The organism is Candidatus Omnitrophota bacterium (assembly GCA_021735655.1).
GTDB lineage: Bacteria > Omnitrophota > Gorgyraeia > Duberdicusellales > 4484-171 > JAHKAJ01.
Genome location: JAIPGM010000009.1, coordinates 1 through 13,101 on the forward strand (window position 1 = coordinate 1; position 13,101 = coordinate 13,101).

Consider the following 13,101-nt stretch of genomic DNA (forward strand, 5'->3'; position numbering starts at 1 on the left):
GTTTGCAAAAAGCTATGGCTTTGCCCCCGCAAAGCCGGACGGTGCCTGCACCTACCACCAAGCCCGCTGAAGCACCGACAGGTGCGGAAGCGGGCGGATGCATCATGATATAGAGAACAAGGAAAACAGCATATCGTAAAACCTTAATGATATGTCAGCCAAAAGTCCGAATATAGATATTAGGCATAAGCAGGTATTATAGCAGGATATAGTTAGTTTACAGAGTGGTTTAATAAAATAGTGATTGAAGCCGGACGAGCACAAAGCTTCCTTCAGAAATCATGATTGTTGAGGGAGAAAAATTAAAAAGCAGGATGCCTAATTCGAATAACTAAACATCCTGCTCCAACTCAACTTAATGTTTTTCTCTATGCATTAACTTCTAACTGTCTAGATTTATTCAATAATCCTGCAACCATCCAGGCAATTACAAAAGTAATAATTACCCCTGCCAACCCTGCCAAAGATGTTGCCAATATTTCATTACTTATTACCGGAACTATATAGTCGGGTAAAGGGCTAACAAAATTTGGCGCTGTTTCATGAAGAAAATTAAACTTTCTAGCCACCCATTCTAAACCATCGGGCAAACCACTGGCAAAAGGGCTCAAAACAAAGGCAACAATACCAGAAGCCACGAGGGGAATTATAATGGATTTTTTCTCTAAAGTATTTACCGGATCATGGCCTAAAGCAAAACATGCTGCAACAGTAATTAAACCCTCGCCTATCCCAATAAATGCGTGGGTACCCCACATTGCCCCAATCACCTTGAAAAAGGGAATGATTCCTGAAACAGCTAACTCAATACTGCAAACCAATGTCGCTGCCATTACTGATAACCAAGCAGCAAATCCTAACCCTAACGCATAATGAATATTTGATGTTTGGGATTTTTTAAAGTATGCCTGAATAAACCCGCCTAACCCTGCTCCAACAATAGCCATGTTAAAAATATTTGCTCCTAAAACAGTAAGCCCACCATCAGAGAAAACCAAACATTGAATTGTAGCGACTAAAGCCATAGATAAAATTCCAAAAGGAACACCCAATAAAGCAGCAGCCAATACACCGCCAAGCAAATGCCCGCTCGTTCCTCCACTAATTGGAAAATTCATCATTTGTCCGGCAAAAATTAGCGCTGTAATTGCCGCGAATTTTCCTGCACTGGGCTTAGCTTTAGCAAAAAAAACCTTAAAGGCTGCTAATCCAACACCCACAACACTAACCACTGCCGTAACCGGACAGACCCCACCTTGTAACATCCCATTAGGAATATGCATAAGATACCTCCCTCAATGAAACTTTTCCAATTTAATGGTAATTAAATTGGGATTAGTATAATGAAACCCTCAATAAAACCCCTATTTTATCAAAGGCAAATTCGGCTATATGATTTTTCCAGCACTTACCACAACAAAACCACCTTTTCCAAAACCTCTCTGAGGCTTTTCGATTGAGTCAATCTTGCTTGGCAAGCGAAATATTGTCTGATAATAAGAAAAGCTACTAAACCCTGCAGTTTTAAGTAAAGCTGTTAATTCTTTTACCGTAAGCAAATTGGCCTCCTGGTAAAAAACACTTTTCTTAGTTCGATAAAATTCACCTAAAAAGCTATTTCTATCTATTATGCCTATGATCAGCTTGCCACTATTCTCAAGAACTCTCCATGCTTCCTTAATTACTCCCAGCGGATTATCAACAAATGAAAGAGTAACAATAATCACAGCGTAGTCAAAGGCGTTATCCAAAAAAGGAAGGTCTTCGCCAAGACCCCAGCACACGTTTACTCCTCTTTGTCGGGCAATTTCAATCATATCATGAGAGGGATCGATCCCCATCTGAATTCCTAAAGCAGAAGCAAATCTCCCCGTACCAACACCGATCTCTAAACCTCGCCCTTCTTTAGGAATTACAATCTTAAAAGCTTCAATTTCCGATAAATAAGCAAGTTTATTCCTATCGTACCAAGCATCATATTTTTTAGGATACACTTCAAATATGTTTTTCATACAGCGCTCTGCTCATCAGCTATACTAATCCCATTCTCAACAGCCATTATCAAATCAACAACCTTATTACTTATTAATTCCAATTTAGCTAACTCTGAATTAGCCGTATAGTTATCCCCAGAGTCACTTAACTGAATGACTCGCCTAACAATGACATGGAGCTTGGCGTGGGCTTTTTCAAGCTCTTGCATCTCAGATATCATTCCATACTTTTGTATCCCTTCGGTATATAGCCACTTCCCTAAACTGCATTCATGAGGGGAAACTGCTTCTTCCTCCTGAATACACTCTCCTCCATCAAGAAAACACCTAAGCCTGATATTCCAAATTACATGATCCCTTATTTCTTGAATAAAATTAATTTTTCCCATAATACCGACAAAAAACATTAATATGATTAGAAATCTAAATCTCCCCACCATCCATCATAAAATCTTTTCAAATGTTTGTAGAATTCTTTATCCATGGCATTCCTTTTTACATCTTTTTCTTTAAAAGAGTAGCGATAATTAGTACAATAAACCGAAAGGATATCCCTAGCATGATTAATCTTCTTAATCATCTCTTCGCAGTGTTTTTTATCCTCCTCCTGGCAGCGATCAGGATGAAATTCAAGACTTAAGCTTCGATAGGACTCCTTTATATCATCCAAAGTTGCCATTTCATCCAAGCCCAGTACTTTTCTTGCTTCATCAATTTGTTTAAAATCTGCCATTTGCACTTTCCTTACTCTGAAAAATTTCAGGACTACATCAAATGCAAGGTTTAATTAGAGTTTCAAGTTCTGCCTTCGACAATGCACCCACACCCTTATCAACCACTTTACCCGCTTTAAAAATTACCAACGTAGGAATACTCATAATGCCATATTCAGAAGCTGTTTTTGGCGCTTCGTCTACATTTAATTTACATACCTTTAATTTCCCTTGATAATCCTTAGCTATCTCTTCAACTACCGGAGCGACCATAAGACAAGGCCCACACCAAGGAGCCCAAAAATCTACCAAAACCGGTAAACCCGATTCTAATACCTCTCGCTTAAAATTACTATCATTTACTTTAGCTTCCATTCACCCTCCTTTCTATTCTACAAAATTCTAAACTTCTATTGTCTGTCCTACCTTTACACCGACAAAATTATTTCCATATTCAGCTTTAAATATTTCTATCGCCTCATAACCGGTGCAATGAGTAGGCCCAACTTTCTCGACTCCAATTTCTTTGAGCTTCTCGACTATGAGTTTCACTTCTCTTTTATCCTTATCGATCAAGTGGAATTCGCCCAAAACAAGATAAATATGATCAGAAATATTCGCCTTCACGGTTTCAATAATCTTGATTATCCCCGGATGTGCGCAACCAGTCAAAATAGTTAAACCTTTAGATGTCTTTAAGGTAAGTAACTGCTCAGCTATTGGTTGACCACCATAACTGCCGATTATTTCACCCGTACTATAGATATTTTCGTTCAATTTAGTAAACTGCTTAATATCTGCTAGCTTACCGCCATAAGATTTAACTGTTGTCTTAAACTTTTTGCTGAAAGAACGACAGACATAGACCTTTAATCCTGAGCGCTCCTCCAGTATATCCTCTAATCCACCGGTATGATCCCAATGATCATGAGAAATAACTACTTTTTCTATTTTCGATAGCTTTACTTCCATAAATTCCAGGTTGTTGAATAACGACCATCCCTTTTCACCAGTATCAAAAAGAATTTTTCCATCTACAAGATAAGCCACGCCCCAGCCGGTTAAAAAGTGCTCACCTAAAGAAAAACTATCAAAAAGTATTTTAACCTGCATTTTTCTTTGAATTATATAACAATACTATATCGCCTAACCTACAGCCAGTATGCTCAGCTACTACCTGACACTTAACCATGAATAAAAAGAAAATTGGCCTTTTTTCTTGCGACAAAGTTTCAAAGTTACCCTGGCCCTTGCTGATTATCATGTCGGCGCTACGGTAAATCCGCTTAAATTCTTTTGAGCATAAAGGCAATATTGTTCCCGGGGCATCAGTCCCATTAGAAATTATCCGGCTCACCTTATCTAAACCGCAAACTCTGGCATCATCCAACAGGGCATCGTTTATAATCGGCTTTTCCTTTACCGCATAATAAATAATTTTATCAGGATAAAGTCTTTTTATCTCTTCAATCAAAATCCGGTCAAAAACTGTTTCGCCGGCATTATCAGCTAAATAAAGAATATTTTTAGTTTTTTTAAGGCACTGTTTAAACTCTCGATAATGAAATATTGACTGCTTATCGATGTATTTCTTTTCTTTAGCTAATATTTTTTTTAATTCTTGGTCAATATTCAAATTGTTTTTTACTCCAAAATCTATAATATTGCCGGCAATGGCCAGTTCCACTGACACCAAAAGCCGATTCTTAGAAGAATTTACCTTATTCTTTAATTGCTTATAGAGCTTTAAAGCTAGGCGGTTGCTTGTAGCCTTTATTTTTTTATAAGGGTCATTTCCCGGACTAAGCTTTTTTAACAAGTGATAACCCACACGAGCTATCTCCGGAGGCGTAGAATTAAGAGAAACTTCAGAGATTGTCTTTGCTAAGTGATTAATAATCTGCTTCTGATGTTTCGGACTCAACCCAGCAATCCTGGCTCCTTCCAGAGCCTGCCGAAAAAAACAAGGTATACAGTCTAGATAAGTTTTCATTAAACTTTACCTCGCCTGGCTAAGGTATCTTTATTGCTAATCGGTTTAATATCTTTTTTTGACGCTTCATAGACCGATACCGCAGGCAACCCTTCAAAATATTTTTTTATTCCGGTTAATTCTCCTTTGGGTAACGGCTTCACCCTGCACAGCCTAAGAGGCGTATTAATTTGAACTTCCTCAGGATTAATTTCTCTTATAATCTTTGCAATCTCTTTTGCATATTTTTTATTTTCTTTGATAAACATAACTTGCAATGCTAATTTCCCTTGATATATATTTTTAAATTTTTTTATCGCGAAAACAATATTTTTAAAATAAATGCTTTTTAACGGACGATTAATTACCTCAAAAACTTCCTGCGAACAAGCATCAAGCTTAACTGCAACTAAATCAGCGAGTAATAGGTCTTTCTGGACATCTTCTCTGTGTAATAGAGAAGAGTTAGTTAAAACTGCTATTTTGTTTTTTCGTATTCTTTTAACCGCCCTTATCGCATCTCCCAAATTCTCGGCGATAGTCGGCTCACCTGCTCCAGAAAAAGTAATATAATCTATTTTTACCGGCGGCAATGAGTCTAGCTCTTCAATAATCTTACTGACCGGAACAAAAACCTTTCTTTCATCGCTAAAAAGCAGGGTTTTGCCCAATTGGCAATATATACAATCAAAACTACAGATTTTATTGCCTTGAGAAATTAGGTCTATCCCTAAAGAACTGCCCAACCTCCATGAAGGAACCGGGCCGTAAATATATTTAAATTCAGGCTTCATTTGTCAACGCACAATGAATTTTGACTTTACGCGGTTAGCCGAAAAAAAATCCTTGGTAAATTTTAAGGCAACTTTATGGTCAAAGAACTTACAGGAAAAAATATTAATATAAGAAATACGCCAATGCTCACTGAAATGACCAGTTATCGAGCTGGTTTCAATAAATTGTAAAAGTGAATAACCGCTAGTCTGAGGTTTTTGCAAACCAAAATACGGAAGATGCAACTTACCATATTTCTCCATATCAATTAATTCACAAAGACGGTCGACATATGCACTGATTTTTTTCTTAGACTTCATAGTTTTTAAATCACAATCATATAAGTCCATAATCAGTTCGTACCCGAATGCCTTTTGATCCATACCCGCCTCCTTTAAAAATTAATTAATATTTAAAAACGTAATAAATAACCGGCTATTGCTCGATAAAGCGTACTTACTGCAAGTATTGAGCAGTGCAGATGGTCTTCGGGTAAACCTTTCAACCTTGTGATCACTTCTCCCGCAGAGACTGTCAACGCCTCGTTGATTGTTTTACCATAAGCCAGATTAGCGACCATTGCAGCACACGCCCTTGTTGCGCCGCAGCCATCTGTATAATATTTAATATCGGTAATCTTTCTATCTTCTATCACCAAATAAAACTCCATCGAATCCCCGCAAGGCCCTTTTAAGTATGACGAAGCTGTAGGATCGCTCATTCTGCCAAAAAACTTCGGATCATTTAAAAGACTTACAAACTCTTTAGGGTAGCCAGTAGTTTCTTCCTTGTTACTTGAATTTTTCATATAGATACCCTCCGAAATTATCTATTTATGCCGACACGTATTTATTTTTATCTTTAAAACTTGGCTCTCTTGGCCCGTCAACCGGCAGCTTAGACTCACTGATGAATGCCTTAAAACTTCCTAAACGAACAGATTGCCCGCTTGGCTTATTTGAAAAAAGGTATTGCTTCTTCGTGTCTAATTTTTTTATAAGTTCATCTTCAAAGGCATATGCCGAAACAAAATCCATTCCATTTTTCGTTAAAACAAAAACAGGTATTTGCCGAGAAAGTTGCATTATAGCCGCAGGGCCGATCATCTGTCTTATATCAAAAGAAGCGCAACTCCAGACTAAATCAGCGTAATCACGTATCATGTTAATTTTATCTTTAGCTATACCGGTCGTACATATTGCCAATGAAATTATTCTAATACCGCTTTCTTTTTCTAACGAACGTAATGCTTTTAAATTCTTAGCTGAATGACCACATATAGTAACCGCAATAGTCTTATATCCTGCTTTTATCGCGCCTTCAACTCCCCGTACCTGATCAATAAGCGCGTTTTCAAATATCATCTGACAGCCAGCAGCCTTAAGTTTCTGAATAATCGCTTTAATCGGTGAGGTTAACAATAAACTATTCATTCGGGCGCCGATGCCTTGTACTATTTCCGGTTTATCGGTAACAACCGTCCCCGCCCCTTCGCAAACTACAACTGCCGAATCTATCGTACCTTTTTTTAACGCGAACATGAGCATCTCTGAAGCGCCATATGGTATCGTAACATCATCATATGAAATTTTTCTCTCATCCGTAAAAAAACCGTAGTCTTTTATTTTTGACTCAATCACTTTTTTTATAGAATTTTTAATGGCTTCCTTATTGTTGCCCCGAATACCACTAAAATCCTTATATAGGTGCTCGGCCAGTGGGCAAAAAGCAAGTGTTGGCTCGGTAATATTAATGACCTTCCCAGAAGATACACTCACAAACGATGAAAAATATTTTAATATATGGATATCCCGTTTATCCATAAAATCCTTATTCTAAACTTGTAATTTTTCCCAAATTTTGCGAATCTCACCCTTAACTACCGTATCCTTATATTCAATAATAGTCTTACCCTCAACCATAGCTTCTACCACTGTTTTATCAAATCTGACTTTACCGGCTAAGGAAATTCCACTCTTTAGGCAATGTTCTTCTATTTTTTCTGACATATCCAAATTTAAATCATATTTATTAATTACTAACCGCGAAGGGACATTAAAATGTTTAGTTACTTCTATAACCCTTAACGCATCATGCAAACCGGATAAGGTGGGTTCAGTTACTACTACCGCGCAATCTATTCCAGAAAGCGAGGCGATAACCGGACATCCTATACCTGGGGCACCGTCAATGATAACCCAATCACAATTATTCTTCTCGGCCAGTTCTTTTGCCTGTTTTCTCACCAATGAGACAAGCTTGCCTGAATTCTCTTCAGCGATTCCAAGTTTAGCGTGCACCATCGGGCCAAAGCGAGTTTCGGAAATAAACCACTCTCCGGCAATATTCTCTTCCATCTTAATAGCGCCAACCGGACAAACATGATAACAAAAAGTACATCCTTCGCAGGAAACCCCATCTACAGAAAAATCTTCACTTATAGCAGAGAAACGACAGACTTCAACACATTTGCCGCATTTAACACATTTTTCCTTATCAATAACGGCTGTTTTGCCACTTCTGAATTCATGTTTTTCTTTGACCGACGGCTTCAGCAAAAGATGCAGATCCGCTGCGTCCACATCGCAGTCAGCCATAACTTTATTTTTCGCCAGTGCCGCGAAGGCTCCGGTAATTACAGTCTTGCCTGTCCCGCCTTTTCCACTTATTATGACTATTTGCTTCATGCAGTCTCTCTTACATTTTATCTGACGCGTTTTGAGCCGCCAAGACAACCGGATACATAGTTGGAGCAGATGTTAAATAGGGGTGAGTTGCCATTTGCAATGTTTCTAACTCGGTTATCGAGACTCTCTGTTGAATAGCCATACCAATAATGTTGATTATTTCCCCCGCTGATATGCCTCCAGCTACCTGCCCACCCATAAAAATACCTGATTGTTTTGAAAAAATAAGTTTTACCCTTATTTTGTTTGCTCCGGGAAGGCTTCCGGGATGTTTATCAATACTCTCGGTATTTCCCGAAACAATCTCAAATCCCTCTTTCTTGGCACTCATTTCGGTAAGACCGGCTGAACCCAAAACCAAACCATCCACGTAAGTTGAGTAAATCGCTATTGTCCCCTTATTTTCACGCACAACCTTTAATTGGTATAGATTTGCTCCGGCAATCCTCGCCTCAGCAGTAGCAGTAGAAGCAAGCATAACTGGTGTGTCTTTTCTCGTGTAAAAATCTCGTTTTCCGGCACAATCACCCACAGCAAAGATATCGGAATCAGCAGTACGCATATACTCATCCACCCATATACCCTGGCCTCTTCCTAAATCCAAACCTGCTTCGGTCGCTAAGGCTGTATTCGGACTAGCGCCTATCCCTAAAATAACGCTATCCACTTTAAGCTCTTTTCCGTTTTCAAACCGCACACCCTCTACTCTTTCCTTCCCTAAAAATTCAACCACTTTAGTGTCAGTTAAAATGGTGACTCCTCTTGACTTTAACTTCTCTTCAACCAATAAAGAAAATTCCTTATCAAAAGAATTTGCCAGTAAACACGGAAGAACCTCTGCTAAATATACATTAACACCGTTTATTTTTGAAATCTCATCAGCAAATTCAACGCCGATAAATCCTCCCCCCAGAACCAATACATCCTTAGCTTTTTTTAATTCCGCTACTGTTTTTTTTAAATAATCCATTTCTTTATATATCGGGTAAACTCCCTCTTTATCAATTCCAACTATTGAGGGCTTAATCGGCACCGAACCAGGGGCAAGGACCAATTTCTCATATTCATATTCTTCGCCACTTTTAGCGGTTACTTTTTTTAGGCTACGGCTTATCTTTACCGCCTCATCAATAACGATTTCTATATTATTCTTCTTAAGAGCGTCAAGCCCCAACTTATTGTCATCGGGATTTTTAAGGCTCCAAAACATATAAGGAATACCACAAGGAATACAACCGTTAATCACATTTTTCATAACTAAGACATTTTTATCCGGATAATATCGCTTTGCCGTGATCGCACTCACCAACCCAGCTGGTCCACCGCCAACAATAAGAACATCCACTTTTTTAGCCATAAAGTATACTTCTCCTTTATAAAGATTCTAGCATTACACAGAGTCCATAAATTACATCAATGTTATTGTCACGACAAAATTTTATCGCAGTTTCATTTTCAGCTCCCGGTTGAAGCCAAACTCTTCTTATAGATTTTTCCCGACATTCCTTTACTATCGCCTCGGTAACCGAAGGAGGGGTAACCAGATTAGCAACATCAATATTAAAAGGAATATCGCTTATACTTTTATAACCTTTTACTCCGTCGACATCATTTAAACGGGGGTTAACCGGATATGCCTCATACCCCCTTTTTATCAAAGTCCTCAAAATTTTATACGCGTATTTAGTTTCATTTCTGAACGAGCCCACGACCGCAAATTTCTTCTGCCTTAAAAAATCCTTAACTAAGTTTTCCATCTTTAATCTTATTAAAAAGCTGCTCAAAATCTTTTCTGTATTCGGGAAAGGCTTTTACAATCGGCTCACCTTTTGAATAGGTAATTGCTATCTCCTTTTTAAAAGGTATCCGCATAAGAATAGGAACATTCTCCTTTTGGCAATACTCATCTGTTTTATTGTCCCCCAAATCCGAGCGGTTAATCACGACCCCAAAAGACACTTTCAGCTTTCGTAAAACTTCTACAGCCAGCATTAAATCGTTCAACCCAAACGGCGTTGGCTCAGTAACCAACAGGCAAAAATCACTTCTCTTTATAGTCTCAACCACCGGGCATGATGTACCAGGAGGAGCATCAATAATAACCGTACCTGTTGGATCAATATACTTCTTGATTTGCCTTATGACCGGCGGCACCATTGCCTCTCCGATATTTAGACGTCCATGTATAAACTGCATAGAACCAACCTCACCAATCTCGATTTCACCAATCTCTTTATTAACTTCCTTTATCGCCGCTTGGGGACAAAAGTAAGTACAGCTTCCGCAGCCATGGCAAAGGTTCGAAAAGACTAAAATGTTTCCCTTCCTCTCCTTGGATTCGGCTATCACCGCGATAGCATTATAAGCGCATACCTGACGACACTTGCCGCAATAATTACACTTTGCTTGGTCAATTTCCGGAACCGGGATAAAAACTTTTTGGATACTGCTTATGGTCGGCTTCAAAAAAATATGTGCGTTGGGCTCTTCAGCGTCACAATCTAAAAACTGCACCCTCTCCTTTATAGAAAGTGCCAAATTGACCGCTATTGTAGTTTTTCCTGTCCCGCCTTTTCCGCTGGCAATTGATATAATCATAAATTTACATAAGTGAGTGGCAAGCTGTCACTATTTCCTGAAACTTACTGGAATACGTTTCTATGCTAAAATCTTTTCTCTGTAAATATTTACCTATATCGTTTAAGTTTACCGAGCCTGCCTTATGAGTTCTCCCTTCGCTCTCATGAATCTTACCGATTAGTTTTAACCCCTCTTCGTTAAAATCACTCAAGATAAATTTACCTTCAAAACTAGTTACTCTGATAAGTTCATCCATTACTTTATAAGGATTTTCGAAATGATGAATAGCGTTGATTACAAATACTGTATCAAAACTTGCATCTTTAAAGCTAAATTGTTCGGCATTTTCTATTTGAAAATTTACCAATTTTGCAAAACCAAAATATTTTATATTCCGTCTAGCATAATCTTGTTCTTGATACGAAACGTCAACACTAGTAAAATTATACCCTGCCTTAGCTAACTCAACAGTAAAATAACCTTTTCCAGTCCCCACTTCTAGAATATCTCCATCGAAAGGGCATGATTTCTCTAAAATAAATTTACGCTCTTTTTCAATATCGTAACCAAAGCTTTTATAAAAATTTACCCTTTCTAAATATCGAGTATAATAATCTGATGTTTTATTTTCCAAAAACTACTCCCTTAACATTCGAGTCGCACATTTAGGACAATTTAATGAATTACACGGAACGCTTGCCTGATGAGATAATTTCGCCCCACAGCTTGGACAAATACAATTTCCACTTGGGCCAGCACCAGGACTATTGCCACCATTGCGCCCCCTACCGCGCCCCATTCCTCTACCTGTCCCTGAACCTTGACCGAAAGGACCTGTCCCATCTCCTCTTGGCATTTTATACCTCCTTAATTTTCGAAATTTACTAAATTGATAAATTAACTCCTAAAATTCTTAAGGAAGGATCTTAATCTAACTTTATAACGAAATCGCTTCAACCGGGCATTGGCTTAAACAAGCTCCGCAATCTACACATTCTTGACTAATAACTGCTTTACCCTCTTCAATCTTAATCGCCTGTACTGGACACACATCAACACAAGCGCTACAACCAGTACATTTATTATTATCTACTTTAGCCGCCATGCCCCCTCCTTTATCATTTATTACCAAAATGTGAATCTACACTTGGACCTTGGGTTAGTTTAAATTCCCCCCTTTTATACTTCGCTATCACTTCTTTAATTGTTCCCGATACACCAGCAATCACATCAAGGCCTGCTGCCTGTAAGGTCTGAAAAGCATTTGGTCCAACATTGCCGGTTAAAATTACTTTTACCTGCTTTTCGGCTGCAAGCTGACCCGATTGAATTCCAGCCCCACCCATACTATCTATATTAGGATTCTTAACTGACTCAAAATCCTCTGATTCGGTATCAGCAATAATAAAATACTGACAACGACCAAAGCGAGGATCAACCGTCGAATCTAGGCTATCCCCTTGTGACGTAATACAAATCTTCATAAATTTACCTCCTATTCATGCTCACAGTTATCTTCATCAGGATGATCACAAGCTGTCTTTTCTACGCCATATCCTTTTCCGGCCCCAGGCTGGCAAAGGCTTTCCCCTCCTTTAAGTGTTCCGGCCGTAGCTTGCTTAACTATTTCATCTACTTTTCCGCTAATCCCCATTATTGTTTTTATTCCACTTTCATCAAATAACATTTGAGCCCTTTGCCCCATGCCACCAGCGACAATGGCGTTCACTCCTTTCTCCTTTAAAAACTGAGGTAAAAACCCCGGGTGATGCCCTGGGTTATCAACCACCTGTTTCCTTATTAGTTTATCACCCTCAAGCTCTACAATAGTAAAGGAAGGACACCGGCCAAAATGAGCTGATACTAAATCACCATCTGTTGAAATTGCTACTTTCAAAATTACCCCCTTATTAAAAATTTACCAAACAAGTAAGAATAAAGATATTTCCTTACCCCTACCTATCTCTTTACACTATTTATTACCTTCAAGTCCAGCATTAGATTCTAATTCCTTAATGCGCTGATTCATAGCTTCAATCTCATCCTGCATCAGCTTCGCTTCGGCTTTTAACTCAACTGCCTCCTGCTGTGGTGTAAGCCCGGGAACATACGGTAATCCAAAATAAGGATTTCCGTAAGCGTAACCGCCGGCTCTTCGCCATCCAAAGCCTCTTCCAAGACCCCTTCCTAATCCACGACCTCTGCCAAAAAATCCACCTCTGACCGGACGCTGCGCACTTCCTGCCGGCAATGCACAATAGCCTCTTGCCCCACCGGTCATCGAGCCTAACCCTTGAGGACCTGTTCCATCGAAACCTGGCATTTAAATCACCTCCATTTTTTGTTAATGATAATCATTTTCATTAATATTTTAAAAAAAA

At 38.8% G+C, this 13,101-nt stretch carries 21 protein-coding genes; all 21 read right to left on the minus strand.

Annotation, left to right across the window (positions count from 1 at the left end):
- Nucleotides 1-368 precede the first annotated feature (368 nt).
- The gene (locus tag K9L86_06845) at nt 369-1,283 is read right to left on the minus strand and encodes an energy-coupling factor ABC transporter permease (protein ID MCF7908566.1); all 915 of its coding nucleotides are present in this window, start codon (nt 1,281-1,283) and stop codon (nt 369-371) included.
- 105 nt (nt 1,284-1,388) lie between these two features.
- Nucleotides 1,389-2,012 (minus strand): class I SAM-dependent methyltransferase, encoded by a 624-nt coding sequence (locus K9L86_06850; protein ID MCF7908567.1) that lies wholly within the window; start codon nt 2,010-2,012, stop codon nt 1,389-1,391.
- Nucleotides 2,009-2,383 (minus strand): CZB domain-containing protein, encoded by a 375-nt coding sequence (locus tag K9L86_06855; protein MCF7908568.1) that lies wholly within the window; start codon nt 2,381-2,383, stop codon nt 2,009-2,011. Before K9L86_06855 ends, K9L86_06850 begins: the two co-directional genes overlap by 4 nt.
- Before the next feature lie 26 nt (nt 2,384-2,409).
- Complete coding sequence (locus K9L86_06860) at nt 2,410-2,727, minus strand: J domain-containing protein (GenBank protein MCF7908569.1); 318 nt, start codon at nt 2,725-2,727, stop codon at nt 2,410-2,412.
- A 37-nt stretch (nt 2,728-2,764) separates the two neighbouring features.
- Nucleotides 2,765-3,082 (minus strand): thioredoxin, encoded by a 318-nt coding sequence (trxA, locus tag K9L86_06865; protein MCF7908570.1) that lies wholly within the window; start codon nt 3,080-3,082, stop codon nt 2,765-2,767.
- Nucleotides 3,083-3,109: 27 nt separating this feature from the next.
- Nucleotides 3,110-3,820, minus strand: a complete 711-nt coding sequence (locus K9L86_06870; protein MCF7908571.1) for an MBL fold metallo-hydrolase — start codon at nt 3,818-3,820, stop codon at nt 3,110-3,112.
- Entirely contained in the window at nt 3,810-4,700 is an 891-nt protein-coding gene (locus K9L86_06875) for an ARMT1-like domain-containing protein (GenBank protein MCF7908572.1), read from the minus strand. The genes K9L86_06870 and K9L86_06875 overlap by 11 nt, the downstream gene beginning before the upstream one ends.
- Nucleotides 4,700-5,473, minus strand: a complete 774-nt coding sequence (locus K9L86_06880) for a radical SAM protein (GenBank protein MCF7908573.1) — start codon at nt 5,471-5,473, stop codon at nt 4,700-4,702. Before K9L86_06880 ends, K9L86_06875 begins: the two co-directional genes overlap by 1 nt.
- 3 nt (nt 5,474-5,476) lie before the next feature.
- Complete coding sequence (locus K9L86_06885; GenBank protein ID MCF7908574.1) at nt 5,477-5,836, minus strand: S-adenosylmethionine decarboxylase; 360 nt, start codon at nt 5,834-5,836, stop codon at nt 5,477-5,479.
- A 29-nt stretch (nt 5,837-5,865) separates the two neighbouring features.
- On the minus strand, nt 5,866-6,261 hold the full coding sequence (locus K9L86_06890; protein ID MCF7908575.1) for an iron-sulfur cluster assembly scaffold protein: 396 nt from the start codon (nt 6,259-6,261) through the stop codon (nt 5,866-5,868).
- A 25-nt stretch (nt 6,262-6,286) separates the two neighbouring features.
- Nucleotides 6,287-7,276 (minus strand): DUF2099 family protein, encoded by a 990-nt coding sequence (locus tag K9L86_06895; protein MCF7908576.1) that lies wholly within the window; start codon nt 7,274-7,276, stop codon nt 6,287-6,289.
- A 12-nt stretch (nt 7,277-7,288) separates the two neighbouring features.
- A complete protein-coding gene (locus K9L86_06900; GenBank protein MCF7908577.1) occupies nt 7,289-8,140 on the minus strand; it encodes an ATP-binding protein in 852 nt (283 codons plus the stop codon).
- Between the two features lie 10 nt (nt 8,141-8,150).
- A complete protein-coding gene (locus tag K9L86_06905) occupies nt 8,151-9,497 on the minus strand; it encodes an FAD-dependent oxidoreductase (GenBank protein ID MCF7908578.1) in 1,347 nt (448 codons plus the stop codon).
- A gap of 16 nt (nt 9,498-9,513) precedes the next feature.
- Nucleotides 9,514-9,897: a CoA-binding protein gene (locus K9L86_06910; protein MCF7908579.1), complete on the minus strand. Its 384-nt coding sequence runs from the start codon at nt 9,895-9,897 to the stop codon at nt 9,514-9,516.
- Entirely contained in the window at nt 9,881-10,738 is an 858-nt protein-coding gene (locus K9L86_06915) for an ATP-binding protein (protein MCF7908580.1), read from the minus strand. The genes K9L86_06910 and K9L86_06915 overlap by 17 nt, the downstream gene beginning before the upstream one ends.
- A 4-nt stretch (nt 10,739-10,742) precedes the next feature.
- Entirely contained in the window at nt 10,743-11,354 is a 612-nt protein-coding gene (locus K9L86_06920; protein ID MCF7908581.1) for a class I SAM-dependent methyltransferase, read from the minus strand.
- Nucleotides 11,355-11,357: 3 nt separating this feature from the next.
- Nucleotides 11,358-11,576, minus strand: coding sequence for a DUF5320 family protein (locus tag K9L86_06925; GenBank protein MCF7908582.1), 219 nt, complete (start codon nt 11,574-11,576; stop codon nt 11,358-11,360).
- A gap of 81 nt (nt 11,577-11,657) precedes the next feature.
- Nucleotides 11,658-11,825, minus strand: a complete 168-nt coding sequence (locus K9L86_06930; GenBank protein MCF7908583.1) for a 4Fe-4S binding protein — start codon at nt 11,823-11,825, stop codon at nt 11,658-11,660.
- Between the two features lie 13 nt (nt 11,826-11,838).
- Entirely contained in the window at nt 11,839-12,204 is a 366-nt protein-coding gene (locus K9L86_06935; protein ID MCF7908584.1) for a NifB/NifX family molybdenum-iron cluster-binding protein, read from the minus strand.
- Between the two features lie 11 nt (nt 12,205-12,215).
- A complete protein-coding gene (locus tag K9L86_06940; GenBank protein ID MCF7908585.1) occupies nt 12,216-12,617 on the minus strand; it encodes a NifB/NifX family molybdenum-iron cluster-binding protein in 402 nt (133 codons plus the stop codon).
- A gap of 75 nt (nt 12,618-12,692) precedes the next feature.
- On the minus strand, nt 12,693-13,043 hold the full coding sequence (locus tag K9L86_06945) for a DUF5320 domain-containing protein (protein ID MCF7908586.1): 351 nt from the start codon (nt 13,041-13,043) through the stop codon (nt 12,693-12,695).
- Nucleotides 13,044-13,101 lie beyond the last annotated feature (58 nt).